Here is a 25,574-nt window from a genome sequence, read left to right on the forward strand (position 1 = left end):
ATGGGCGAGGTGTGCGTACGGCCGGAGTGCTCCGGCAGCGGAAGGATCGACCCGGACGGCTACTGCGACGAGTGCGGCCTGACCCCGGCGGGCCCGGGCGGAACCGCGACCGGCGCCGGCACCGCCGCGCCACCGGCGGCACCCGCCGCCGGCCCCGGCTCCCCGTGCCCGCGCGACTGCCCGGGCACCGTCGACCCGGACGGCTACTGCGACGAGTGCGGCCTGACCCCGCCCGGCGCCGACACCGGTGTCACCCAGCCCTACGTCCCGTCCGCGCGGGTCGCCCCGGACTCCGCCCGCAGCGGCTCCGTCCGCTCGATGTCGGCCCGCACCGGCTCCGCCCGTTCGATGTCCGGCCGCTCCCGCTCGCACCGCTCGACGCGGACCGGCTCCAGCCGCTCCGTCTCGGTGCGCTCCACCCGCGGCAGCGTCAGCGCGGGCACCCGCAACCGGCTGGGCGCCGGGCTGGTGACCGTGCCGACCGTGGCCACGGCCGACCCGTCGCTGGCGGTGCTCGCCGATCCGCAGGTGCCCGAGCGCAAGCGCTACTGCGCCAAGTGCGAGGCCCCGGTGGGCCGGGAGAAGAACGGCCGGCCCGGCCGGCCGGAGGGCTTCTGCACCAAGTGCGGCACGCCGTACTCCTTCACGCCCAAGCTGCGCCGCGGCGACCTGGTCGGCGGGCAGTACGAGGTGGTGGGCTGCCTGGCGCACGGCGGGCTCGGCTGGATCTACCTGGCGGTGGACCGCCGGGTCAACGACAAGTGGGTCGTGCTCAAGGGCCTGTTGAACACCGGCGACGAGGACGCGCTCGCCGCGGCCGTGGCCGAGCGGCGCTTCCTGGCCGAGGTGGACCACCCGAACATCGTCCGGATCATCAACTTCGCCGAGCACCCGGACCTGCGGTCCGGCTCCACCGACGGCTACATCGTCATGGAGTACGTCGGCGGCAAGTCGCTCAAGGACATCGCCAACGACCGCCGCACCCCGGACGGCCGGCGCGAGCCGCTCCCGGTGGAGGTCGCGATCGCGTACGCCCTGGAGGCGCTGCCCGCGCTCGGGTACCTGCACAGCCGGGGCCTGATCTACTGCGACTTCAAGATCGACAACGCGATCCAGAGCGGCGACACGCTCAAGATCATCGACATGGGCGCGGTCTGCCGCCTCGACCACGACGGCCCGATCTACGGCACCATCGGCTACCAGGCCCCCGAGATCGCCACCCACGGGCCGTCGCCCGCCTCCGACCTGTACACCGTGGCCCGCACCCTCGCCGTGCTCACCTTCGACTTCCAGGGCTACAGCACCACCTACCGCGACTCGCTCCCCGGGCCCGAGGACGTCGAGGTCTTCGCCAGGTACGAGTCGTACTACCGCTTCCTGGTCCGCGCCACCGACCCGGACCCGGCCCGCCGCTTCTCCTCCGCCGAGGAGATGGCCGACCAGCTCACCGGCGTGCTGCGCGAGGTCCTGGCCCTCCAGGACGACCGGCCCCGGCCCGCGCTCTCCACCCTGTTCGGCCCCGAACTGCGCGTCGTGGACACCGAGTTGGTGCAGCCCGCCGACCTGCCGGGCCGGCTGGGCGTGACCGCGCTGGACCCTGCGGCCGCCGCCCTCGCCCTGCCCGTCCCCCGGGTCGACCCGGGTGACCCCAACGCCGGATTCCTCGCCACCCTGCTCGCCACCGACCCCGCGGAGGCCCTCGCCGCGCTGGCCGGCGCGCCCGCCGTCTCGGTCGAGAGCCGACTGCGCGACCTGCGCGCCCGGCTCGAACTCGGCCGCCACCGCGAGGCGGTCGCCGCGCTCGCCGAACTGGAGGCGGACCACCCCGACGACTGGCGGGTCGTCTGGTACCGCGGCCTGACCGCCCTGGTCGGCGCCGCCGAGGCCGCCGCGGCGGGCGCGGACGGCGAAGCGGACCTACGGGCCGCCGCCGAGGCCTTCGACGCCGTCTACGACGCCTTCCCCGGCGAGGCCGCGCCCAAGCTGGCCCTGGCCGTCTGCGCCGAACTGCTCGGCGACCGCGGCGACGCCGCCGAGTTCTACCGGCTGGTGTGGGCCACCGACCGGGCCTATCTCGGCGCCGGCTTCGGCCTCGCCCGGGTCCGCCTCGCCGAGGGCGACCGGCCCGGCGCGGTGCAGGTGCTCGAGTCCGTCCCGGCCACCTCCAGCCAGTACACCGCCGCCCGGATCGCCGCCGTCCGCGCCCGGCTGCGCGAGCGCCCCGCCACCGACCCGCTCGCCGCCGACCTCCGCGCGAGCTCCGACCAGCTGACGGCACTTCGGCTCGACGACCGCCGCCGCGAGGAGCTCTCCGTCGAGGTGCTCGGCGCCGCCCTCGGCTGGGTCACCGCGGGGGCGGCCGGCGCCGAGCAGGCCGGCACCCCCGTGGTGCTGGGACGACCCGCCGCGGAGCGGGAACTGCGCTTCGCCTTGGAACAGTCATACCGGGTACTCGCCCGGTTGGCCGACCGGGCCGAGACCAGGATCGAGATGGTGGAACGGGCCAACCGGGCCCGCCCCAGGACGTGGGTGTAGCCGATGCCGCAGCAGACCGAATGCCCGAGCTGTACCGAGCCGATGGACCCGGAGGACGCCTACTGCGGGCGCTGCGGGGTCGGCCGGGACGGCCGGGCGGCCCCGGGCGCGATGCCCGCCACCTGGGCCGCCGCCCACGGTGAGGCCGTCCCGCCGCAGCGCGGGCCGGTCTGCGCGACCTGCGGCCAGGCACAGGTCGGCGCGGACGGCTACTGCGAGGGCTGCGGCAGCGCCCAGCCGCGGCCGCGCGACCACATGGAGAAGGCCCTCGCGGGCGTCGCCGGCGTCAGCGACCGCGGCGTGCGCCACCACCGCAACGAGGACTGCTTCACCGTCGCCGCCACCTCCCTGCCCGGCGGCGAGCCGGTCGTGGTCGCCGTGGTGTGCGACGGCGTCTCCTCCTCCGACCGCCCCGACGAGGCCTCCGAGACGGCCGTCGACGCCGCCTCGGAGTCCCTGCTCACCTCCCTGGAGGCCGGCCGGGACCCGAACGAGGCGATGCGCGCCGCGATCGCCGACGCCGCCAAGGCCGTCGCCGCCCTCGCCGCCGACGGTGCCGGCCCGGCCCGGCCCGACCTCAACGCACCCGCCTGCACCTACGTCAGCGCCATCGCGGCCGGCGGCCGGGTCACCATCGGCTGGGTCGGCGACACCCGGGCCTACTGGATCCCGGACGACCGCGCCGCCGCCGAGCCCTTCCGGCTCACCCAGGACGACTCCTGGGCGGCCCGGATGGTCGAGGCCGGGCTGATGGCGGAGGCCGAGGCCTACGCCGACCCGCGCGCCCACGCGATCACCGGCTGGCTCGGCGCCGACGCCGAGGAGGTCGTGCCGCACACCCTCGACTTCACCCCGCACGTCCCCGGGGTGCTGCTGATCTGCACCGACGGCCTGTGGAACTACGCCGAGGCGGCCACCGACCTGGCGTACTACGTCCGTCCGGACGCCCGTACCGAACCGCTCGCGGCGGCACAGACCCTGGTGAAGTTCGCGGTCGCGGCCGGCGGGCACGACAACATCACCGTCGCGGTGCTGCCGATCGACCCGCCCGCCGTTCCGGTGGAGGAGTTCGAGGAGACGCCCACCGCGCTGGACCTCCCCGTGATCACGCCGGCCGCCTCCCGGGCAGCCGCGGCGGCCGGGGGCCAGGAGAGCCACCGGAGCCAGGAGAACGACGAGGACCACGAGCCGACGCTGCCGGACCTCCCGGTGATCGGCTCCCCGGCCGCCCCGCTGCCCCCGACCCCTGTCCCTGCGCCTGCCACCCCGCCCGCGCCGGCCGCGCCGCCCGCACCCGTCGCACCGGCGACGGCGCCCCCGGTCGTGCCTCCGGCGCCCCCGGCACCTCCGGCAGCCCCGCCCGTCCCGCCGCAGCCCCCGCACCCGCCGACGGCCTGACCGGCCGTCCGTGAGCGGTCCGCCGACCCCCGGCCGCCGGACCGCCCCACCGACCCGCTCGCATCCACCCCTCACCGACGGGAGCCGACCGCCCCATGGCAACACTGGCCAAACCGAACCTGCCCAGGTTCGACGTCGAGATCTTCCAGAACGAGTACCTGGCCGACGGTGCCCGCGAGGTCAACGCCATCGTCACCGTCACCGCCACCGGCGGCGGCACCTCCGGCGGCCGCCCGCTCGGCCTCGCCGACGCGGCCGGCCGCGGCGCCGACGCCACCGCGGCCGTGGTGATCCTGGTCGACTGCTCGGGTTCGATGGACTACCCCAAGACCAAGATCAACGGCGCCCGGGAGGCCACCGCCGCCGCCGTCGACGCCCTGCGCGACGGCACCGCCTTCGCCGTGGTGGCCGGCACCCACGAGGCCCGCGACATCTACCCCGGCGACGGCACCCTGGCCACCGCCTCGCCGAGCACCCGCGACCAGGCCAAGCAGGCGCTGCGCCGCCTCACCGCGGCCGGCGGCACCGCGATGGGCACCTGGCTGGCCAAGGCCGACCAGCTCTTCCTCACCCGCCGCGACATCGCCATCCGGCACGCCGTCCTGCTCACCGACGGCAACAACGAGCACGAGTCCGCCGAGGACCTGGCCCGCAACATCGAACGGGTCACCGGCCACTTCACCGCCGACTGCCGGGGCGTCGGCACCGACTGGCGGATCGACGAGCTGCGCACGATCTCCTCGGCGCTGCTCGGCACCGTCGACATCGTCGCCGAACCCTCCGGGCTGGCCGAGGACTTCCGCTCGATGATGGCCGGCGCGATGGGCAAGCAGGTCGCCGACGTCGCGCTGCGGATCTGGACCCCGGCCAACGCCACCGTGAAGTTCGTCAAGCAGGTCGCCCCCTCGGTCGAGGACCTGACCGGCCGCCGCTCCGAGGCCGGCCCCCGGGCCGGCGACTACCCGACCGGGTCGTGGGGTGACGAGAGCCGCGACTACCACGTCTGCGTGGAGGTCCCGGCGGCCGGGGTCGGCAACGAGATGCTCGCCGCCCGGGTCAGCCTGGTGCTGCCCCCGCAGGTCGGCGGCGGCACCCCGGAGGTGCTGTCCCAGGGTCTGGTCAAGGCGGTCTGGACCGACGACCTGGCCTCCTCGACCCGGATCAGCCCGCAGGTCGCCCACTACACCGGGCAGGCCGAGCTCGCCTCCTCCATCCAGGAGGGCCTGGAGGCCCACCGCGCGGGGGACGTCGACACCGCCACCGCCAAGCTCGGCGCCGCCGTCCGGATCGCGCACGCGACCGGGAACGAGGGCACCTACAAGCTGCTGCAGAAGGTGGTGGACGTGGTCGACCCGAAGGAGGGTACGGTTCGGTTCCGTAAGAACGTGAGCGAGGCCGACTCGATGACCCTTGAGACCCGGTCGACCAAGACGGTACGTGTGAAGAAGTGACCGCTGAAGACGTGATCGGGCCGGCCGCCCGGCGCGACGCCGCGCCAGCAAGCCGGCCCGGAACGAGGGGGACCTGATGCCGATCTGCCCGAGGGGCCACGAGTCGCAGGCCGAGGACTGGTGCGACTTCTGCGGCTTCCCGATGACTCCGCCGGCCCCGCAGCCCGGAGCCCACGGGGGCTACCCGGGTGCGCCCGGCGCCGACCCCGCGCCCGGTGCACCCGCCGGGCACCCGCAGCACGGCGGTGCCTCCTTCGGCGCTCCGCCGCCTCCGCCGCCCCCGCCCGGCGGTGCCTCCTTCGGCGCGCCGCCCGCGCCGCCGGGAGCCGTCCCGCCGCCCCCGCCCGGGGCCTACCCGCCGCCGGGGGCCTACCCGCCGCCGGGGCAGCAGGGCCTCACCGAGGGCCTGACCGTCTGCCCGATCTGCCGCAGCCCGCAGACCGGACGGTTCTGCGAGGAGTGCGGTTACGACTACGAGCTGTCCACCCCCTCGCGCCGGCAGGCCCCGGCCGCCGGCGTGCCCTCGCCCGGCCCGGCCCAGCCGCCGCCGCTGAACATCCCTGCGGCCTACGGCGGCACCGCCCAGCCGCCGCATGCCCCGGCCGCCCCGCAGCCGCAGTCCCAGCCGCAGCAGCCCGGGAACGCCCCGCAGCCGGAGTACCCGCACACCTACGGCTACCCGCCCGCCCTGCCCTCCGACGGGCCGGAGGGGTCCGCGGCGGAGAGCGCCTTCCCCGAGGCCCCGGCCCGCGAGGACTCCGGACCGGTGTACGCCCGGCCCGCCGGACCGGGCCCGAACAACCGCGGCGGCGACTTCGGCACCTCCTTCCACCTCGCCCCGCCGGTGCAGCAGCCCGAGCCGGAGCCCGTCGCGGAGGAGCCGGTCCGGGCCAACTGGATCGCGGTCGTCTCGGCGGACCGCGACTACTTCACCGAGATGATGGCCCGCAGCGGCCCGGAGGCGGCGGGCCTGTTCTTCCCGCCGTACTGCCCCGAGCGCCGCATCCCGCTGACCGGCCGCGGCCAGCTGCGGATCGGCCGGCGCAGCCAGCACCGGGGCACCGTCCCGGAGATCGACCTGTCGGTGCCGCCGGAGGACCCGGGCGCCTCGCACCAGCACGCGCTGCTCGCCGAACAGGCGGACGGCAGCTGGGTCCTGGTGGACCAGGACTCCACCAACGGCACCACCGTGAACGGCGGCGGCGAGCCGATCGCCCCGCACACCGCGGTACCGCTGAACGACGGCGACCGGATCCACATCGGCGCCTGGACGACGATCACCGTGCACCGCGCCTGAAGCGCAGTTGAGCGCACGTCAGCCGCAACTGCGGCCGGGCCGGGCGGAATTCGAGATTTCGCCCGGCCCGGCCCATTTCCGCGGCTACCTCAGGAAATCCGCAAATTCACGTCCCGGGTGTGCACAGGACGCGTCGAAACCCCTATTCTCAGGGCACATGACTGCAGCTATATCCGCTGACGGCATCCGTCAGCGGTACGGGGATGTGCAGGCCGTCGACGGGGTGTCCCTCACCGTCGAGGCCGGCGAGTTCTACGGGATCCTGGGCCCCAACGGCGCCGGGAAGACCACCACCATGGAGATCCTGGAAGGGGTCCGCGAACCCGACGAGGGCCGGGTCCAACTGCTGGGGATGGCTCCCTGGCCGCGGAATCCGAAACTGCTGCCGCGCATCGGCGTGCAGTTCCAGGCGTCCGCCTTCTTCCGGAAACTGACGGCCCGGGAGACCATCCGCACCTTCGCGTCGTTCTACGGGGTCGGCCCCAAGCGGGCCGATGCGATGCTGGAGCGGGTCGGCCTCGCCGACAAGTCCGAGACGCTGACCGACCAGATGTCCGGCGGCCAGGCCCAGCGCCTGTCGATCGCCTGCGCCCTGGCGCACGACCCGGAGCTCGTCTTCCTGGACGAGCCCACCACCGGCCTCGACCCGCAGGCCCGCCGCAACCTCTGGGACCTCCTGCGGGACATCAACCGCGAGGGCCGCACCGTCGTCCTGACCACCCACTACCTGGACGAGGCCGAGGTGCTCTGCGACCGGGTCTCGATCATGGACCACGGCCGGATCCTGCACACCGGCGCCCCGGCGGCGCTGATCCGCGAGATCGACGACACCGTCCGGATCAGCGTGGCCTCCGGCCAGCTGCCGGTCGAGCGGGCCCGCGAATTGCTGGCCGCGGCCGGCGCCGAGATCGCCGCCCTGGAGGACGACACCGTCTCGCTCTCCGTCTCGACCCGGCTCCCGGCCCCGGTGCTCAGCGTGCTGGCCGAGCAGAACGCGCTGCGCGGCCTCGAGGTGCGCGGCGCCACCCTGGAGGACGTCTTCCTCCAGCTGACCGGACGGGAGTTCCGCGCATGACCGCCCCCACCTCCACCGAGCCGACGGCCCCCGTCCGGCGCGGCGGCCCGGCCGGCCCCGACGGCGGGCCGGAGCGGGTCAGCGCCTTCTGGAGCCTGTCCCGCGCCATGCTCCTCGGCATGAAGCGCGACCGCACCGCGACGTTCTTCATCCTGCTCTTCCCGCTGGTCTTCCTGGTCTTCTTCGGCAGCGTGACCAAAGGCTCCAGCACCCCGCACGCCAAGGTCGCCCAGGTCGGCGCGGTGGCGCTGTTCGACTCCATCCAGGGCGACGAACGGGCCGGGCTGGACAAGGTCCTCACGATCACCAGGACCGACGACGAGGCCGCCACGCTGGAGAAGGTCCGCAAGGGCGACTTCGACGCGCTGATCAAGCAGGGCCCGGACGGCAAGGTCGAGCTGCGCTACACCGCCGCCGACCAGGTCCGGGCCGGCGCGCTCCAGGGCATCATCAACTCGGTGGTCCAGGAGGCCAACCAGCGGGCCACCCACCAGCCGCCGGCCTACGTCGTGGACGCCCAGCAGGTCGAGGACAAGGCGCTCAAGCCGATCCAGTTCCTCACCCCCGGCCTGCTCGGCTGGGCCGTCGCCACCGGCGCCGTCTTCGGTGCCGCGCTGACCCTGGTCAACTGGCGCAAGTCCAAGGTGCTGCGCCGGCTGCGGCTGGCCCCGATCAGCGCCGGCACGGTCGTCAGCTCCCGCATCCTGGTCTCGCTGCTGACCGCCTTCCTCCAGACCGCCGTCTTCCTGGTCGTCGCCACGAGCTTCTTCGGGCTCAAGCTCACCGGCGACTGGTGGCTGGTTCTGCCGCTGGTGGCCTGTGCGACGCTCGCCTTCATGTCGATCGGCCTGCTGGCCGGCTCCGTCGCCAAGACGGAGGAGGCGGCCAACGGCATCTCGCAGGTCATCGTGCTGCCGATGTCCTTCCTGTCCGGCTCGTTCTTCCCGATGGACGGCGCTCCGGGCTGGCTCCAGACCGTCTCCAAGGTCATGCCGCTGCACTACCTGGTCGACACCGCGCAGTCGGTGCTCACCCGCGGCGGCGGCGTCATGGACGCCCTGCCCACCATGGGCGGCCTGCTGCTCTTCGCGGCCGTGCTGACCGGTGTCGCCTGGAGGCTGTTCAAGTGGGAGGACGCCTGAGTGCGGCGGGCGTGAGCGGCCCGCGCTGACCGCTCCGCCCCACTCCGCCGCCTCCCCGCGGCCCGCGCGGCCCGACGGGGTCGTACGCCGATGGTCCCGGTGTACGGCCCCGTCGGCGTCTGCGACCATGGTCGGGTGACAGAGATCCGGCGAGGCACGTTCAGCGAGGAGACCTTCTTCGACCAGGTCGGCGGCGAGCCGACCTTCCGGCGTCTGGCCCGGCGCTTCTACGAGGGCATCGCCGAGGACCCGTTGCTGCGGCCGATGTACCCCGAGGAGGACCTCGGGCCGGCCGAGGAGCGGATGGCGCTGTTCCTGATGCAGTACTGGGGCGGCCCGCGCACCTACAGCGACCACCGCGGCCACCCGCGGCTGCGGATGCGGCACGCGCCGTTCAAGGTCGACAAGGCGGCGCACGACGCCTGGCTGACGCACATGCGGGCCGCCGTGCACAGCCTGGAACTGCCCGCCGAGCACGAGCGGCAACTGCTCGACTACCTGACGTACGCCGCCGCCTCGATGATCAACACCCCGGGCTGAACCGCTGCACGCTCCGGCGCGCCGCGCCCGCCGCACCCGTCGGGCCCGACGGCGCGATCACCGGACCGGGCTGAGCCCCAGCCCCGCGCCCGGCGCGGCCGCGGTCCGCACCACCACCGAACCCGCCGGGGCGCTCAACCGCAGCCAACCACCCGCCCGGTGCACCGTCAGCGGGGCGCCGGGCTTCAGGAAGCCGATCACGTACGCGGCGTGCACCGCGCGCAGCGGCAACTCGGGCAGCGCGGCGACCGGGCGCGACCAGATCTCGTCTGCCAGCCGGTCCAGCACGTCACGGGTGCGGTGGTGGGCCGGAACGGCCTCGCTGCGCTCGCGGAACTCCCGCACCCCCGCCATCAGTTCGGGGTACACCTCGGCCACCGGCGGGGCGCCGACCGGCCGCCAGCCGGCCCGCGGCGGCAGCAACCCGGCCCAGGCCGGGCCGGTCACCGGCGCGGGCAGCGCCACCGCACCCGCCTCCGCGTCCACGCCCTCCAGCAGTTGCCCGGCCGAGACCGTCAGGTCGACCGGATCCCCCGGGCCGCTCAGCCGGGCGGTGCGGATCGCCAACGCGCCCGAGCCGCCCAGCGGCAACCGTCCGAAGACCGCCAGCACGCCGTCGTCCCCGGCGTCCCCACCGTCCCCGCCGGGCGCCACGGCCCGCAGCCGCACGGCCGCCGCCTTGTCGAAGCGCAGCAGGCGCAGCAGGAAGGCGGAGAGGTCGGCAGCCTCACCGGTGTCGGTCAGGGCGAGGCGGGCGGTGACGGTCAACGTGGCTCAGCTCGAATCGTCGTGGGGTTCGATCATCGTGCGGTCCGGTCGAAGGGTCCGGTCGGGGCAGGTGTCCGGTCGGCCCGGGGCCGGTCGGCGCGGGCCTGGGCCGGGGCCCGGTCGGCGCAGGCGTCCGGTCGCGGCGGGCGTCCGGTCGCGGCGGTCCGGACTTTCAGACTGCCGCGACGGCCGGGGCCTCGTCCATGAAACGGGAGAGGAACTCCCGCTCGACCGGCGAGATCCGGCGCGGCCGGCCCTCCGCCAGGTCGTAGGGGACGACCACGGTGGAGGCGCGGACGTACACCGTCTCGCTGCCGTCCTCGTGGACGTCCTTGATGTCGTAGGAGACCGTCAGCGAGGCGCTGCCGATGTGCGTCACCCGCGTCTCGACGATGACCGGCTCGGGCCGGTGCACCAGCGGGCGCTTGTAGTCGATCTCGTGGCGGGCCACCACCGAGCCGCCCGCGAACTCCCCGGCGCCGGCCTCGGCGGCCTGGGTGAACATGAAGTCGATCCGGGCCTCCTCCAGGTAGCGCAGGAAGACCACGTTGTTGACGTGCCCGAAGGCGTCCATGTCGGACCAGCGCAGCGGGCAGGCGTAGATGTGGCGAGCCACGGGTGTTCTCCTCGGTGTCCGGTGGCCCGTCGTCACGGACCGGCGACGGGCCGCGGCCCGGCAGGCCGCCCCGGAGGGCAGTCTGCCGGGCCGTCGTGACAGTCGGATGTCAGCCTCGGGTCAGCTTCTTGTACGTGGCCCGGTGCGGACGGGCCGCGTCGGCGCCCAGCCGCTCGATCTTGTTCTTCTCGTACGACTCGAAGTTGCCCTCGAACCAGAACCACTTGCTGTCGCCCTCGTAGGCGAGGATGTGGGTGGCCACTCGGTCCAGGAACCAGCGGTCGTGGGAGATGACCACGGCGCAGCCGGGGAACTCCAGCAGGGCGTTCTCCAGCGAGGAGAGGGTCTCCACGTCCAGGTCGTTGGTGGGCTCGTCGAGGAGCAGCAGGTTGCCGCCCTGCTTGAGGGTGAGCGCCAGGTTCAGGCGGTTGCGCTCACCACCGGAGAGCACGCCGGCCGGCTTCTGCTGGTCCGGGCCCTTGAAGCCGAAGGCCGACACGTAGGCGCGGGACGGCATCTCCACCTGGCCGACGTTGATCCAGTCCAGACCGTCGGAGACGACCTCCCAGAGGGTCTTCTTCGGGTCGATGTTGGAGCGGGTCTGGTCGACGTAGCTGATCTTGACGGTCTCGCCGACCTTGACCGTGCCGCTGTCCGGGGTCTCCAGGTCCTGGAGCATCTTGAACAGGGTGGTCTTGCCGGCGCCGTTCGGGCCGATGATGCCCACGATGCCGTTGCGCGGCAGCGTGAAGCTCAGGTCGTCGATCAGGACCTTCTCGCCGAAGGCCTTGTTGAGGTTCTGCACCTCGATGACGACGTTGCCCAGGCGCGGGCCCGGCGGGATCTGGATCTCCTCGAAGTCCAGCTTCCGCATCTTGTCGGCCTCGGCCGCCATCTCCTCGTAGCGGGCCAGACGGGCCTTGGACTTCGCCTGGCGGCCCTTGGCGTTGGAGCGGACCCACTCCAGCTCTTCCTTGAGGCGCTTGGCGCGCTTGGCGTCCTTCTGGCCCTCGACCTTGAGGCGCGACTGCTTGGTCTCCAGGTAGGTGGAGTAGTTGCCCTCGTACGGGTAGGCGCGGCCGCGGTCGAGCTCCAGGATCCACTCGGCGACGTTGTCGAGGAAGTACCGGTCGTGGGTGACGGCCACGACGGTGCCCTTGTACTTCTCCAGGTGCTGCTCCAGCCAGTTCACCGACTCGGCGTCCAGGTGGTTGGTGGGCTCGTCGAGCAGCAGCAGGTCGGGGGCCTCGAGCAGCAGCTTGCAGAGCGCGACGCGGCGCTTCTCACCACCGGAGAGCTTGGTGACCGGCCAGTCACCGGGCGGGCAGCCCAGGGCGTCCATGGCCTGCTCCAGCTGGGCGTCCAGGTCCCAGGCCTCGGCGTGGTCCAGCTCCTCCTGGAGCTTGCCCATCTCCTCGAGCAGCGCGTCCGAGTAGTCGGTCGCCATCAGCTCGGCGATCTCGTTGAAGCGGTCGAGCTTCCCCTTGATCTCCTTGACGCCGTCCTCGACGTTCTCCAGGACCGTCTTGGAGTCGTCGAGCGGCGGCTCCTGGAGGAGCATGCCGACGGTGAAGCCGGGCGAGAGGAAGGCGTCGCCGTTGGAGGGCTGCTCCAGGCCGGCCATCATCTTCAGCACGGTCGACTTACCGGCGCCGTTGGGGCCCACGACGCCGATCTTCGCTCCCGGGAGGAAGCTGAGCGTCACGTCGTCAAGGATGACCTTGTCTCCGTGAGCCTTGCGCACCTTGCGCATCGTGTAGATGTATTCCGCCACGTGAGATCGCTCCGGCGTCGTCGGGAGTAATTCGGCTTGCAGCCTTCCATTGTGCCGCACCCGACCGGAACCCCCGAACCGCCCGGGGCGGCTCCCTCCGGGGTGGACGAACGCGAAGGCCCGGCCCCCGCATCGACTGCGGGGAACCGGGCCGGTTCCGCTGCTCAGGACCTCAGGGAGTGGACTCCCCCGGCCCGTTCGGGCCATTTGGGCCGTTGTGGCCGGTCGGGCCCTTGTGGCCGGTCGGGCCGTTGTGGCCGTTGAGGCCGGTCGGGCCGTTGGGGCCGGTCAGGCCTTTCAGGCGGTGGTGCGACCGTGGCGGCCGCGACGGCGCAGGACGAAGACGGCGGCGCCACCGGCCACGACCAGGCCACCGGCGACGGCGGCGATGATCGGGGTCGAGTCACTGGCACCGGTCTGGGCCAGGCCACCGGTGCCCGGGGCGGCGCTGGTGGTCGCCGGGGCCGGCTGGCCGGCGCCGGTGCTAGGGGTGCCCGAGGGGGTGCCCGACGGGGCGGCGGTCGGCGTGCCGGTCGCGCCCGGGGTGGTCGGGGCGCCGGTCGGGGTCACACCGGTCTTGCAGTCGAGGACGCCCGTGAACTTCTTGGAGTAGCCGTTCGGACCGGCCACGGTGATGGCGTACTCGGTCTTCTCGGCGACCTTGACGAGCACGCTCTCGGTCTTGCCCGGCTGGACGGTCAGCTGCTGGGAGCCGACCGTGACGGCGCCGGCCTCGTCACCGCTGTTGGTCACGGAGACGCGCACGCCGTTGTTGGCGCACTCGACCTTGGCGGAGGAGTCGATGATCGCGCCCTTGCCCTGCTTCCAGGTGGCGTTGGCCGCGGCCGCGACGCTGACCTTGGTGGAGCCGGCCAGGATCATGGTCTGGCTGTGACGGCCCCGGTTGTCCACGTCGCTCATGAACACCCGGCCGCTGAGCACGTTGGCGTCGGCGCTGGCGTTGACGGCGGCCTTGCCGTCCGGGGTCCCGGCCGGAACGTCCAGGAACAGCTGGGTGTCCTTGGCGATCGGACCGGCCAGGGTGCCGTTGACCGGCTTGCCGTCCTTGTCCACCAGCTTGGCCTTGTCGGCGGCGTCACCGGAGACGGTCAGCTTGACCTCGTTGGCGCTGGAGTTCAGCGTGAACGGGCCGAGCTTGCTGCCGGACTTGCCGGACACGGAGTCCGGGGCCAGCGTCAGCGAGGGCTTGGGCTCGGCCGCGACGCCCTTGTTGACGTCGCTGACCAGGTAGTCGCGCAGCTTCTTGGCGTTGTCGTGCTGCGGGACGGCGTTCTTGTTGTCCGAGAACTTCCAGATCGCGGCTTGGGTCCCGGCGGCGGCGTCCTCGTCGCTCAGGCTGTCGACGTGGATGGCCGCGGCCAGGGACTTCAGGTTCGCCTGCGGGTACGAGTTCTCCAGGATCCAGCGGATCTTGGGGGCGTTGGCGTTGCTGTTGAGGGAGCTCGACGCCCAGTCCGACTCGTGGTACTTGGCGTTGCTGTCCAAGTAGACCGGGTTGTCGAAGTCGATGCAGTAGGTCTGGAGCTTCTCGCCCGCGGCCGTCTTCAGGGTGAAGAGACCGCCCTCGACGGTGCCCTTGCCCTGGACGTCGATCTTCTCGCCGAGCATGGTGTTCTGGACCACGGCGGTCACGCCCGATGCCGGGGTGTCGGCCGCCGCGGCCGCACCGGCTGCGAAGAGGCCTCCGCCCAGCGCAACGCTGGTCGTGAGCATGACAGTGGTTATACGGGACAGACTCCGCCCCTGCCTCTGGAACATCTGGGATCCCTCCGAGCAGGCCACGCCGAGTGGGCAGCCCGCGACTTGCCGTGCCCGCGCGTGCCGCCGGTGTGGGGCCGCTGCGGGTGTGAACCAGACGAATCCTATTGAGCCCCAGGGGCCCCGAAACCTCCATGCGAAATCAGGACGATTCCGTATCTGGATCGTTATCAACCCTCTCAGGTTCCACACAAGCTGACGATCTGCCAGAATCCATCCGCCACTTTCCGTTATCCGGAGTGGATTGCGACGTCGGGACAATCGGCTTCTCGATCAACGTATTTGTCGACAGAGAAGGTCACCGACCGGTCAGTGCGGCGCCGCCCGGACTTCACCGGTCCTCTCCCTCTCGGACACGTCACCCCCCTCCTCCGTCACCGACGGCACACCCGACGGCGCCTCAGCTGACCGCGGGTCCGCCGGCACCGCCGAGGCCCTGCGCGCCTCCAGCGCGCTGACGATCCACCCCGGCACCGGCGCGTCCGCCGCCCGCGCCGCCTCCGCCGCGCCGGGCCCCGGACCGCCGGGCGGCTGCCCGCGAACCCCGGAGGCTCGACGAAAGGCCGAGGTACCGCGGGTGAGATCGTGCCCGACCGACCGGGCGTCGATCTCGGCCCGACTCCGCTTCACCTCGCCGTCCGTCCACTCGCGCACCCGCAGCCGACCCGTCACCAGCACCGGGTCCCCCTTGGCCACGGAGCCGATCAGGTTCACCGCCAGCGCCCGCCAGGCCGTCACCCTCAGCCACTGCGTCTCGCCGTCCACCCAGCACGCCCGCTCGCGGTCGTAGCGCCGCTCCGTGCAGCCGAGCCCGAAGTTCGCCATCGGCACCCCGTTGGCGGTTTCCCCGTAGCTCACCTCCGTCGCCACATTGCCGAGCACCGTCACATGAGTCTCGTTCACAGCACACTCTCCGCTCTCGCCGATGCACCGTACGGAATCGAGCGGTGCGAGTTGAGAGTGCATCCGGAAGGAAATCCAGGGCCACCGACTTCGAAATCCTGTGGATAACTCGGCACAAGAGAATGCCGCCGTCACCCGCAGGGGTGAATTTCGGCCTTCCCGCAGCTCTCGGCCGGCCATCTCTTCGAGTCCATGACAACAAACCCCCAGATCGCCGCCCCCTCCGGCGGACGGCGGAACGCGGGTCGGCCGCCGTCCGTGCACGTCATCCGACCGGAGCAAGCCGAATACGGCCCCCCACCCGCACCCGCGGCGGGACATTCTCCGTGTCGAATCCATAACGGGTGGGGAGCCAGCCCCGTAACGACTGCACAACGTCCGGCACGGAACAGTCGCATACCGCTGCACTCACGGCCTTTACCTGCGATTATCGGACCGCTCCACCGAACCGACACACCAACGACGGTGTCGTCACAGCCGGCCGAGGAACTGGACACCCTTATCCTGTCCCCGACAGGGCGAGGGCCCACCAACCCCCACCCCCACCCTCTGGTACCGGTCGGACAGCGTGCGCCCCGGCGCTCGCCGCCCGATCCCGGCCGCGGTCACGCCCACCCCGGGCGCCGTCCGTCCCGCCCCCATAGCTCAGCGGATAGAGCACCCGCCTTCTAAGCGGTAGGTCGCAGGTTCGAATCCTGCTGGGGGCGCCACCTGCAATTTCCGCAGGCTGTCGCGCCACCGGATACTCACCGTGGTCACTCCGGACCTCGCAGTGATAACGACTCCGCGCACACGGCCCGTGACGATCCGTGCCGAACCCGCGACGAGAACACCGGAATTCCGGGCGAATCCCCACCGCCCCGGAAAACCGACCGGGGAAACCGGCCGCCGGCCTCCCCGGTTCAGTCCGCCAATCCCGCCAGATAGGCGTCGAGCAGGGCGATCTGCCGCTCCGCCGGGAACTCCTCCGGGGCGAACAGCGCCTGCACCACCAGCCCCAGCACGAAGGCCTGCGCCCCCGCCGCGATCCCGGCGGGGTCCGCCCCGGCCGGGAGCTCACCGAGCCGCTGGGCGTCCGCCACGATCGCCGTGAGCGCCACCCGCGAGCGGGCGTACCGGCCCGCGTGCGCGGCCGCCAGCTCCGGGTCCGCCAGGGCGACGTCCCACGAGCCGACCCAGATCCGGTTGCCCGCCACGGCCCCCTCGTCCAGCGGGAGCACGTCGAGCAGTGCGGCCCGCAGCCGGGCCAGTCCGACCGGCGGAGGAGTCCCGTCGACGGGAGCGGTGCGCCGCGGCCGGGCCGCCGAGCGGCGGTCGAGCTCCTCCAGCGCATGGCTCAGCAGCGCCCGCTTGTTCGGGAAGTAGTGCGTCAACAGCCCGGTGGAAGCGCCCAGTTCAGCCGCCACCGCGCGCAGCGTCAACCCCTCGAAGCCCTTGCTGGAGAGCACCCGCCACACCCCCTCGGAGACTTCCGAGCGGCGGGCGTCATGGTCTCCACGGGCTGGCGTCATGGCGGCTATCCTACATACCAAACGTTTGTTATGAATGACTGCCGACCGCCCGCACCCCACCCGTGAAAGGCCGCCCGTGTTTTCCGTACCGCTCACCGAGAACGCCGAACTGCGCCCGCTGGAGCCGTGGCAGGCCCCCGAGTTCCTGGCCCACATCGACCGCGCCCGGAGCCACACCGACCCGTGGATCCCGTGGGCCACCTTCTCCACCGACCTGGACTCGGCCCGCGCCACCCTCCAGCGCTACGCCGACGGCCAGGCGGTCGACGAGCGCCGGATCTACGGCATCTGGCGGGACGGCACGCTGGTCGGCGGGGTGATGTTCGTGAACTTCAGCGTCAAGACCGGCAACTGCGAGATCGGCGCCTGGACCGAGCCGGCCGGCGAGGGCGGCGGGCTGATCAGCGCCGCCGTGCGGCAACTGCTCGACTACGCCTTCGTCACCCGCGGCCTGCACCGCGCGGAGTGGTGGTGCTCGGCCGCCAACACCCGCAGCCGGGCGGTGGCCGAGCGCCTCGGCATGCGGCGGGACGGCGTACTGCGCGAGTGGTACCTGCACAACGGGGTCCGCCACGACAAGGAGATCTGGGCGATCCTGGCCCCGGAGTGGGCCGCCACGAAGGCCTGATGCGGAACCGGACCCCGCGCGGTCGGCCGTTGCCCGGAGCGCACCGCGCGTCCGGACCCGGGAACGCGGGAAGCGCGAACGCGAGAAGGGCGAACGCAAAGGGCAACGCGAAAGGCGCGAACGCGACAACGCGACGACGCGAGAAGCGGGGCCGGGTGGACACCCCCGTCGTCCACCCGGCCCCGGCTCCCAGCCCGGCCCCACTCAGGCCGCCAGCACCGGCTTCCCGGCCGTTTCCGCAGGCCCCGCAGCCCCCGCGGCTTCCGCCGACCGGAGCCGCAGCGCCAGCAGCAGCACCAGCGCCATCACCCCGCCCGCCGACAGGAAGACCACGTCCACCGCGTCGGTGAAGCTGCGCACCGCGTGCTCCCGGGCGGCACCGGTCAGCATCCGCACCGCGCCGAGCGATCGTCCGGGCTCGCCGTCCTCGAAGACCCGGGCCAGCACCGTGCCGAAGAGCGCCGCGCCCAGCGCTCCGCCGAGGGTCTGGAAGAACCGGATGCCGGTGGTCGCCACGCCGAGCTGGTGGTGCGGAGCTGTGTCCTGCACCAGCGTGACCAGCTGCCCGATCATCTGGCCGAAACCGGCGCCCAGCAGGGCGAGTTCGGCGCCCACCGCCCACAGCGGGGTGTCCGGCCCGCTGAACCCGAGCAGCGCCAGGGCCAGCGTCCCGCAGACGGCGCCGGCCGCCAGGAAGGTCCGCGGCGCGTGGCCGCGGGCGAGCAGTCGGGTGACCAGCAGGCCGATTCCGGTCATCCCTGCCGCCATCGGCATCAGGTACAGGCTGGCCGTGGTCGGGGCGATCCCCCGGGCGATCTGCAGGTAGATCATCACGTACACGATCGAGCCGGTCATCCCCATTCCGACCAGACCCTGGACGGCGAAACCGATCCGCACGACCGGGATCCGGAACAGCGACAGCGGCAGCACCGGTTCGGCGGCGGTGGCCTGGCGCCACAGGAACAGGCCGAGCGCGGCCAGGGTGGCGGCGGCCAGGCCGGTGATCTGCGGGGAGGTCCAAGCGTAGTCCTTGCCGCCCCACTCGGTGACCAGCAGGAGCCCGGTGGCGAAGGCGGCGGCCAGCGCGGCGCCCAGGAAGTCCAGGCCGCGTCGGCGGACGGTCCGCGGCAGCTCGATCACCAGGGCGACGCCGACCACCACGAGCAGGCCGAGCGGCAGGTTGACGTAGAAGATCCAGCGCCAGCCGAGGTGGTCGGTGAACAGCGCCCCGACCAGTGGTCCGACGGCCATGCCGAGGCCCGCGACGATGCCGCCCATGGCACCGCCCCTGCCGCTGCCTCGTTCCTCCGGCTTCTGGAGGTGGGCCATGACCACCATGGTGACGCTCATCAGCCCGCCGCCGCCGACGCCCTGGACGGCCCGGAAGGCGATCAGCTCGCCCATCGACTGCGCCGCCCCGCACAGCGCCGAGCCGAGCAGGAAGGTGCCGAGCGCGCCCAGCAGCACCCGCTTGGCCCCATGGACGTCGCAGAGCTTGCCGTAGAGCGGGAGCAGCGCGGTGGCGGCCAGGGCGAACGCGCTGACCAGCCAGGGGAGTCGGTCGACGCCGTGAACCGGGTCGAGGTCCCGGACGATCGGCACCGTGGCCGCCGAGACGATGTTCGAGTCGAGCACGGCCAGCACGATCGTGACCAGGCAGAGCAGCATGCCCAGCCGGCGTCGAGCGTCCTTCGTCGGACCGGCGCCGAGGCCGGGACTTGATGCGCGCGGAGCGGCGGATGCCATCGGTGAGTCCCCCCGATTCGGTGGAGTTCGGCCCGGACCGGCGGGCTCCGGCGGGCTCGCCACCACCATGGCAGCAATCTTGGACCGGGTCAATTCTTCATCCCTACCAATCTTTCTGCCGAGCACATGCTTCATCTCGGTCAAGGTTTGTCCCTGGTACAGTCGGCCCATGGCGATCCACTCCGGCCTGGACCTCGGCCCCCACCGCGACCTCGGCGCGCTTCCGCTGCGCGAGCGCAAGAAGATCCAGACCGGCCTCCGGATCTTCCGCACGGCCATCGGGCTGTTCGCCGAACGCGGCTTCGACCAGGTGTCGGTGGCCGAGATCGCGGCCGCGGCCGAGGTGTCCAAGATGACCGTCTTCAATTACTTCCCCACCAAGGAAGACCTGGTCATGGGCCCGATGGAGCAGCACCTCGACGAGCCGGTGCGGGTGGTGCGCGACCGCGCCCCGGGCGCCTCGGCGGTCGCGGCGCTGCGCGAGCACTTCCTCGCCGCGCTGGCGAGGCACGATCCGGCCACCGGCCTGAACGACGACCAGGTGGTGCTGGACGTGATCAGGCTGATCCACGCGACCCCCGCGCTCGCGATGCGGGCCGGCGCCGCCTTCGACCAGCGCGCCCAGTCCCTGCTCGCCGCCGAACTTCTCACCCAGGACCCGGCCCACGACGAGCTGACCGCCCGGGTCGCTGCCGCCCAACTGCTGGCCGTCCGACTCACCCTGATCGGCGGCAACCACGAGCGGATGCTGGCCGGCGAAAGCGCCGCCGACGCCCTGCCCGCCGCGCTCGACAGGGCCCGCCGTGCCTTCGCCCTGGTCGAACAGGGCCTCGGCGACTACTGCACCCGCCCCGCCTGAGAGAGTGGGCGCACCACGACCGACCGGAGGTGCGCATGGACCAGCCACTGCTCACACGGGACCGCTCCACCCTGCCCGCCCAGACCGACGGCCTGAACGCCTACGTCGGCGAGGACGGTGTCGCGGTGCTGGAGATCGCGCGCCCGCACCGTCGCAACGCGGTGACCCTGGCCATCTGGCGGGCACTGCCCGAGGCCCTGGCGCGGATCGCCGAGCAGGAGGGCGTGCGCGCCCTGCTGCTGACCGGCGCCGGGAACACCTTCAGCGCCGGCGCGGACATCACCGAACTGGCCGAGGTCTACGCCGATCCCCGGCGCGCGGACGCCTACCACGCGATCAACGTGGCCGCCGAGGAGGCGCTCGCGGCCTTCCCCCACCCGACGATCGCGGTGGTGCACGGCGCCTGTGTGGGGGGCGGCTGCCAGCTGGCCGTCGCCTGCGACCTGCGCTTCGTCGCCGAGAACGCCCGGTTGGGGATCACCCCGGCCAAGCTCGGCGTGGTCTACCCGGCGGTGCCGGCGGTGCGGCTGGCCCGGCTGGTCGGCCCTGCCCGGGCCAAGTACCTGCTGTTCTCCGGCGAGTTGGTGTCCGGCCGGGACGCACTGCCGCTCGGCCTCGCGGAGAAGGTCCTGCCGGTCTCCGAACTGGACGCCGCCGCCCTGGAGTTCGCCCGGCTGCTGACCACCCGCTCGACCCAGACCATCGGCGCGGTCAAGGCCGCGCTCGCCGTCCCGCCGGAGCTGGCGGCCGAGGCTCTGGAGCCGTGGGAGCGGCGCTCCCGGGAGGCCTCGGACGTGCACGAGGGCCTGGCCGCCTTCCTGGAGGGCCGCCCGCCCCGCTTCTGACGCCGCCCCGCTGCTGGCCCCGCTGCGTTACCGGACCCCGTCCCGCCGCCGCCCCGACCGCGCTGTCGGCCCCCGTCGAGCCGGCCGGGCGGTGGCACCGGCGACTCGCGTACGATCATCCGACCGACGCCGAGCCGCCGACCGCCGCCCCCTTCCGCACCGGAGCACCCACCCCGATGACCGCCGAGGCCACGACCGCCCCCGCCAGCCGGACGACCTGGGCCCGGCGGGTCACCGACGGCGTCGAGCCGAAGAACGTGATCATCGTGGTCTGCCTGCTGATCGGCGGCCTGCGCTACGGCCTGACCGGTCTCGGCTGGGGTGCCTTCGCGGCGCTGTTCGCGGCCGTCATCCCCACCCTGTTCATCCAGCGCGGCATCCGCAAGGGCACCCTGGAGGACCGCCACGTCGGACACCGCCGGCGCCGGCTGACAGTCATCCCGTTCATCATGGGCTCGGTGCTGACCAGCTTCGCGGTGATGATCGGCCTGGACGCCCCCGCCGACCTGACCGCCATGGTGGCGGCGATGTTCGCCTCGCTGGTCCCGATCCTGGTGATCACCGTCTGGTGGAAGGTCTCCGTGCACACCGCCGTGGCCTCCGGCGCGGTGGTCTGCCTCGGCATCGCGCTCGGCCCGCTGTGGCTGCTGCTCTACCCGCTGGTCGCGGTGATCGGCTGGTCCCGGGTGGTCCTGCGGGACCACACCACCGCGCAGACGGTCGTCGGCGCGGTGGTGGGCGCGGTCACCGCCGGGCTCACCTTCTGGCTGGCCCGGTAACCGCTCGGGCGGGGCACCGGCGCAGCCCGGTAACCGCTCGGGCGGGGCACCGGCGCAGCCCGGTAGCCGACCGGGCGGGGCACCGCCGGCGCAGCCCGGTAGCCGACCGGGCGGGGCACCGCCGGCGCAGCCCGGTAGCCCGGGCCACCGGTCCGTGGAGCCCGCCCCACCCGGCGCCGGTCAGCGGATCGGCATCCCGGAGATCGCCCGGGCGATGACCAGCCGCTGGATCTCGCTGGTCCCCTCGAAGATCGAGTAGATCGCGCTGTCCCGGTGCATCCGCTCCACCGGGTACTCCCGGGTGAAGCCGTTGCCGCCCAGGATCTGCATCGCCTGCGCGGTGACGTACTTGGCCGTCTCGCCCGCGTACAGCTTGGACATCGAGCCCTCGGCCGCCGTGAACGGCTGGTTGTTGGCCGCCATCCAGGACGCCCGCCACACCAGCAGCCGGGCCGCGTCGATCCGGGTCTTCATGTCGGCGAGCTGGAAGGCCACGCCCTGGTTGTCGATGATCGGACGGCCGAACTGCTCCCGGGTCTTCGCGTAGTCCAGCGCCACCTCGTACGCGGCCCGGGCGATGCCGATCGCCTGCGCGCCGACGGCCGGCCGGGAGGCCTCGAAGGTGGCCATCGCCGCGTTGCCCTTGCCGCCGGAGCGCTTGGCTCCCTCGCGGGCCCGGGCCAGCCGCTCGTCCAGCTTCTCCTTGCCGCCGAGCAGGCAGCTGCCGGGCACCCGGACGCCGTCGAGCACCACCTCGGCGGTGTGCGAGGCGCGGATGCCGTGCTTCTTGAACTTCTGGCCCTGGCTCAGCCCGGGGGTGCCCGGCGGGACGACGAAGGAGGCGTGCCCGCGCGTGCCGAGCTCCGGGTCGACGCTCGCGACCACGACGTGCACGGCGGCGATCCCGCCGTTGGTGGCCCAGGTCTTGGTGCCGTTCAGCACCCACTCGTCCTTGGCCTGGTCGTAGACGGCCCGGGTGCGCAGCGCGCCCACGTCGGAGCCGGCGTCCGGCTCGGAGGAGCAGAACGCGGCCACCTTGACGTCGTCCGGGGTGCCGAACATCTGCGGCGTCCAGGTGCCGATCTGCTCGTCGGTGCCGTTGGCCAGCACCGCGACGGCGGCGAGCGTCGTGCCGACGATGGACAACCCGATGCCCGCGTCCCCCCAGAAGAGCTCCTCCATGGCGATCGGGATGCCGACGCCGGAGGGGTCGAAGTACTGCTGGGCGTAGAAGTCCAGCGAGTAGATGCCCAGTTTGGCGGCCTCCTGGATGATCGGCCAGGGGGTCTCCTCGCGCTCGTCCCACTCGGCGGCGGCCGGGCGCATCACGTCGGCGGCGAAGCCGTGCAGCCAGTCGCGTACGGCGAGCTGGTCCGCGCCCGGGTCCAGCGAGAACGTGCTGCTCATGGTGCATTCCTCCGAAGAAGGGGTACGGCCGACCGGGGTGTTACCTCGGGTAACATCGTCGGAGTCTGCTACTGATTGGTAACCGGTGTCAACGGCCGACACCCCCAGCATCCGAGGAGCAGCGCATGTCCCGAGAGCCCCGCCGCGAGCAGCTGCTCAACGCCGCCGACCGGGTCATCCAGCGCGAGGGGCCGGGCGCCAGCATGAACGCCATCGCCGCCGAGGCCGGCATCACCAAGCCGATCCTCTACCGGCACTTCGGCGACCGGAACGGCCTGATCGGAGCCCTCACCGAGCGGCACACCAGCGGCCTGCTGGCCGCGATCCGGGCCGCCCTGGCCGAACCGCTGGAGCGCCGCGACCGGGTCGAGCACGTCCTGGACACCTACCTCGCCGGGATCGAGGCCCGCCCGCAGGTCTACCGGCTGCTCACCCACCCCGAACCGGGCGACCCGAGCGGCGCCGGCAACGCGCTCGCCCCCGCCCTGCGGCAGATCGCCGAGGAGATCACCCGGGCCGTCCAGAGCCAGGTCGACCTCGGCGCCGACCGCGACCTCCTCGCCGAGGCCTGGGGCCGCGGCATCACCGGCATGGTGCTGGCCGCCGGGGACTGGTGGCTGGAGACGAAGCCCTGCACGCGCACCCGCATGGTGCAGGCCCTGGCCGACCTGCTCTGGGGCCGACTGGCCGCCGCCGCGGACCTGCCCACGGCCGTCCTGCCCAGCCCCGTCCCGCCCGGCGGCCCGGCCGAGCCCACCACGGACTGAGCCGCCCCGGACCGCCCCGCCCCGGAGCGCTCCGCCGTGAACCGCCCCGCCGTGAACCGCCCCGGCGTCGACCGCCCCGCCCCGGAGCGCTCCGCCCCGAACCGCCCCGCCGTGGACCGACCCGGCGTCGACCGACCCCTGCGATCCGAACTTCCCCTCGGCGCAGGGCCCTTGTGCCGCGCACCGCGTCACGGGCATCATCGGGCCCCCACCCCCCGCCGTGCGAGGTCCCGATGCGCCTGCGCCGCACCGCCGTTGCCCTGCTGCTCGCCCTCACCGCCGTCCTGACCGCCGGGGCCGCCGCCACCGCGCCCCCGGCCGCCGCCCACGGCGCGCCCCGGGACCGCTTCCCCACCGGCACGGCCACCGCCCCGGACGGCCGCACCGCGCTCACCGACGCCCAGGGCCGCCACCTCCGGCTGCGCGGCTTCAACCTCGACAAGTACGGCGAGGCGACCGGGGCCGACCTCGACTCCGTCGCCGCCCAGGGCTTCACGCTCGTCCGGCTGCCGGTCTCCTGGACCAGGCTGGAGCCCGAGCGCGGCCGCCTCGCCCCCGCCGAACTCCACCGCCTCCAGCAACTCCTCACCCGGGCCGACCAGCTGGGCCTGCTCGTCCTGGTCGACTTCCACCAGGACGTCTACGGGCCGAAGTTCGGCGGCGGCACCAACGGCATCCCGCTCTGGGCCACCCGCGACGACGGCCTGCCCTTCACCCCCGACCCGCACGACTGGTTCGCCGGCTACTTCCAGCCCGCCGTCCAGGCCGCCTTCCGCCACCTCTACGACGACCCCGACCTGCGCGCCTGGCAGGCCGACTTCTACACCCGGCTGGCGCGCGAACTGCGCGTTCACCGTTCCCTGCTGGGCTACGACCTGTTCAACGAACCGTTCGGCCCGGTGGACGGCGACCCGAGCGATCCGGCCGTCCTGGCCGCCGCCTCCGCCGCCCTGGAACAGGGCCGGCTCGCCGAGATGTACCGCCGGCTGATCACCGCCGTGCGCCGGGTCGACGCCCGCGCCTGGCTGTTCGTCGAACCGACCGTCCTGGTCGGCCAGGGCGTGCCGACCAGGCTGCCCGGCTTCACCGACCCCCGGCCGGGTGCGCCCAGGCTCGGCTACGCCCCGCACTTCTACGACACCGCGGTGGAGAACGGCGCCGACTGGGACCCCGCCGACGGCTTCGTCGAGCAGTACACCGCCGCGATCACCGGCTACCCCGCCGCGAACCACCTGCCGGTCCTGGTCGGCGAGTGGGGCCCGCCGGACGCGCGCACCCCGGGCAACACCCTCCTGGTCCGCCGGCAGGTCGCCGCGATGGACGGCTTCGCCGAGGGCTGGACCATGTGGTACTGGTGCCGCGGCACCGGCGGCTACTGCGCGCTCGATCCGGCCGGGCGCCCCGCCCCCGGCGACGGGCCCGCCTTCGGCCCGTACCCGGTGGCCGTCGCCGGCACCGACGTCCGCACCGACGTCCGCACCGGCACCGCCACCGATCCCGCCGCTCCCGGAGCCTCCGCCACCGGAACCGCTGCCACCACCGTCCGCTGGTACGCCGACGGCACCGGACACAGCACCGAACTCGTGCTGCCGGCCGCCGCGTTCCCGCACGGAGCCCGGGTCGCCGTCTCCCCCGCCGACGCCCGCACCGAGGTCGGGCAGCCCGCGGACGGACGAGCGGGAACGGTCCGGATCCGTCTCCCGCACGCCCGCCCGGGCACCCCGGTGACGGTCGTGCTCACCCCCCGGTGACGA

At 73.2% G+C, this 25,574-nt stretch carries 21 protein-coding genes and 1 tRNA gene; 14 read left to right on the plus strand and 8 right to left on the minus strand.

All coding sequences use genetic code 11. From position 1 onward, the window contains the following. The 7 genes from ACGF07_RS12380 (at position 1) to ACGF07_RS12410 (ending at position 9,438) form a co-directional block, all read left to right on the plus strand. Positions 1-2,535 carry a tetratricopeptide repeat protein gene (locus ACGF07_RS12380; protein ID WP_392897686.1) on the plus strand — a complete coding sequence of 845 codons (2,535 nt, stop codon included), beginning with the start codon at positions 1-3 and terminating at the stop codon, positions 2,533-2,535. Between the two features lie 3 nt (positions 2,536-2,538). Next, on the plus strand, positions 2,539-3,933 hold the full coding sequence (locus ACGF07_RS12385) for a PP2C family protein-serine/threonine phosphatase (RefSeq protein WP_392897689.1): 1,395 nt from the start codon (positions 2,539-2,541) through the stop codon (positions 3,931-3,933). Between the two features lie 95 nt (positions 3,934-4,028). Further along, positions 4,029-5,384, plus strand: coding sequence for a VWA domain-containing protein (locus ACGF07_RS12390; RefSeq protein ID WP_392897692.1), 1,356 nt, complete (start codon positions 4,029-4,031; stop codon positions 5,382-5,384). Between the two features lie 76 nt (positions 5,385-5,460). Next, a complete protein-coding gene (locus tag ACGF07_RS12395; protein WP_392897695.1) occupies positions 5,461-6,681 on the plus strand; it encodes an FHA domain-containing protein in 1,221 nt (406 codons plus the stop codon). Positions 6,682-6,838: 157 nt separating this feature from the next. Next, a complete protein-coding gene (locus tag ACGF07_RS12400; RefSeq protein ID WP_392897698.1) occupies positions 6,839-7,756 on the plus strand; it encodes an ABC transporter ATP-binding protein in 918 nt (305 codons plus the stop codon). Next, positions 7,753-8,898, plus strand: coding sequence for an ABC transporter permease (locus tag ACGF07_RS12405; protein WP_350741820.1), 1,146 nt, complete (start codon positions 7,753-7,755; stop codon positions 8,896-8,898). Before ACGF07_RS12400 ends, ACGF07_RS12405 begins: the two co-directional genes overlap by 4 nt. Positions 8,899-9,033: 135 nt before the next feature. Beyond that, positions 9,034-9,438, plus strand: coding sequence for a globin (locus tag ACGF07_RS12410; RefSeq protein ID WP_350741822.1), 405 nt, complete (start codon positions 9,034-9,036; stop codon positions 9,436-9,438). Positions 9,439-9,495: 57 nt separating this feature from the next. On the opposite strand, the gene ACGF07_RS12415 is transcribed toward ACGF07_RS12410, so the two are convergent. From ACGF07_RS12415 to ACGF07_RS12435, 5 genes are all read right to left on the minus strand, one after another. Next, on the minus strand, positions 9,496-10,206 hold the full coding sequence (locus ACGF07_RS12415) for a hypothetical protein (protein WP_392897701.1): 711 nt from the start codon (positions 10,204-10,206) through the stop codon (positions 9,496-9,498). 172 nt (positions 10,207-10,378) lie between these two features. Continuing rightward, positions 10,379-10,822, minus strand: coding sequence for a thioesterase family protein (locus ACGF07_RS12420; RefSeq protein WP_350741826.1), 444 nt, complete (start codon positions 10,820-10,822; stop codon positions 10,379-10,381). 109 nt (positions 10,823-10,931) lie between these two features. Next, positions 10,932-12,596, minus strand: a complete 1,665-nt coding sequence (ettA, locus tag ACGF07_RS12425) for an energy-dependent translational throttle protein EttA (RefSeq protein WP_392897704.1) — start codon at positions 12,594-12,596, stop codon at positions 10,932-10,934. A gap of 297 nt (positions 12,597-12,893) precedes the next feature. After that, a complete protein-coding gene (locus tag ACGF07_RS12430; RefSeq protein WP_350741830.1) occupies positions 12,894-14,330 on the minus strand; it encodes a Cys-Gln thioester bond-forming surface protein in 1,437 nt (478 codons plus the stop codon). 354 nt (positions 14,331-14,684) lie between these two features. Then, positions 14,685-15,278: a single-stranded DNA-binding protein gene (locus ACGF07_RS12435; RefSeq protein WP_392897707.1), complete on the minus strand. Its 594-nt coding sequence runs from the start codon at positions 15,276-15,278 to the stop codon at positions 14,685-14,687. A gap of 634 nt (positions 15,279-15,912) precedes the next feature. On the opposite strand from ACGF07_RS12435, the gene ACGF07_RS12440 reads away from it, so the two are divergent. After that, positions 15,913-15,988, plus strand: a tRNA-Arg gene (locus tag ACGF07_RS12440). A 192-nt stretch (positions 15,989-16,180) separates the two neighbouring features. Here ACGF07_RS12440 and ACGF07_RS12445 read toward each other — a convergent pair. Further along, positions 16,181-16,789, minus strand: a complete 609-nt coding sequence (locus ACGF07_RS12445) for a TetR/AcrR family transcriptional regulator (protein WP_392897710.1) — start codon at positions 16,787-16,789, stop codon at positions 16,181-16,183. A 76-nt stretch (positions 16,790-16,865) separates the two neighbouring features. Between ACGF07_RS12445 and ACGF07_RS12450 the strand changes: the two genes are divergently transcribed. After that, on the plus strand, positions 16,866-17,417 hold the full coding sequence (locus ACGF07_RS12450) for a GNAT family N-acetyltransferase (protein ID WP_392897713.1): 552 nt from the start codon (positions 16,866-16,868) through the stop codon (positions 17,415-17,417). 204 nt (positions 17,418-17,621) lie between these two features. On the opposite strand, the gene ACGF07_RS12455 is transcribed toward ACGF07_RS12450, so the two are convergent. Further along, positions 17,622-19,085, minus strand: a complete 1,464-nt coding sequence (locus ACGF07_RS12455) for an MFS transporter (protein ID WP_392897715.1) — start codon at positions 19,083-19,085, stop codon at positions 17,622-17,624. A 247-nt stretch (positions 19,086-19,332) separates the two neighbouring features. Here ACGF07_RS12455 and ACGF07_RS12460 point away from each other — a divergent pair, with 247 nt between their 5' ends. From ACGF07_RS12460 to ACGF07_RS12470, 3 genes are all read left to right on the plus strand, one after another. Then, complete coding sequence (locus tag ACGF07_RS12460) at positions 19,333-20,022, plus strand: TetR/AcrR family transcriptional regulator (protein ID WP_392897718.1); 690 nt, start codon at positions 19,333-19,335, stop codon at positions 20,020-20,022. Between the two features lie 35 nt (positions 20,023-20,057). Continuing rightward, positions 20,058-20,867 carry an enoyl-CoA hydratase/isomerase family protein gene (locus tag ACGF07_RS12465; protein ID WP_392897721.1) on the plus strand — a complete coding sequence of 270 codons (810 nt, stop codon included), beginning with the start codon at positions 20,058-20,060 and terminating at the stop codon, positions 20,865-20,867. Positions 20,868-21,043: 176 nt separating this feature from the next. Further along, positions 21,044-21,646, plus strand: a complete 603-nt coding sequence (locus tag ACGF07_RS12470) for a hypothetical protein (RefSeq protein WP_350741842.1) — start codon at positions 21,044-21,046, stop codon at positions 21,644-21,646. A 180-nt stretch (positions 21,647-21,826) separates the two neighbouring features. Here ACGF07_RS12470 and ACGF07_RS12475 read toward each other — a convergent pair whose 3' ends face one another. Then, complete coding sequence (locus ACGF07_RS12475) at positions 21,827-23,053, minus strand: acyl-CoA dehydrogenase family protein (RefSeq protein ID WP_392897724.1); 1,227 nt, start codon at positions 23,051-23,053, stop codon at positions 21,827-21,829. 125 nt (positions 23,054-23,178) lie between these two features. On the opposite strand from ACGF07_RS12475, the gene ACGF07_RS12480 reads away from it, so the two are divergent. After that, positions 23,179-23,820 (plus strand): TetR family transcriptional regulator, encoded by a 642-nt coding sequence (locus ACGF07_RS12480; protein WP_392897727.1) that lies wholly within the window; start codon positions 23,179-23,181, stop codon positions 23,818-23,820. A gap of 233 nt (positions 23,821-24,053) precedes the next feature. Further along, entirely contained in the window at positions 24,054-25,571 is a 1,518-nt protein-coding gene (locus ACGF07_RS12485) for a cellulase family glycosylhydrolase (protein WP_392897730.1), read from the plus strand. Positions 25,572-25,574 lie beyond the last annotated feature (3 nt).

Origin of the sequence: Kitasatospora sp. NPDC048194, from assembly GCF_043202455.1 — a bacterium.
Lineage (GTDB): Bacteria > Actinomycetota > Actinomycetes > Streptomycetales > Streptomycetaceae > Kitasatospora.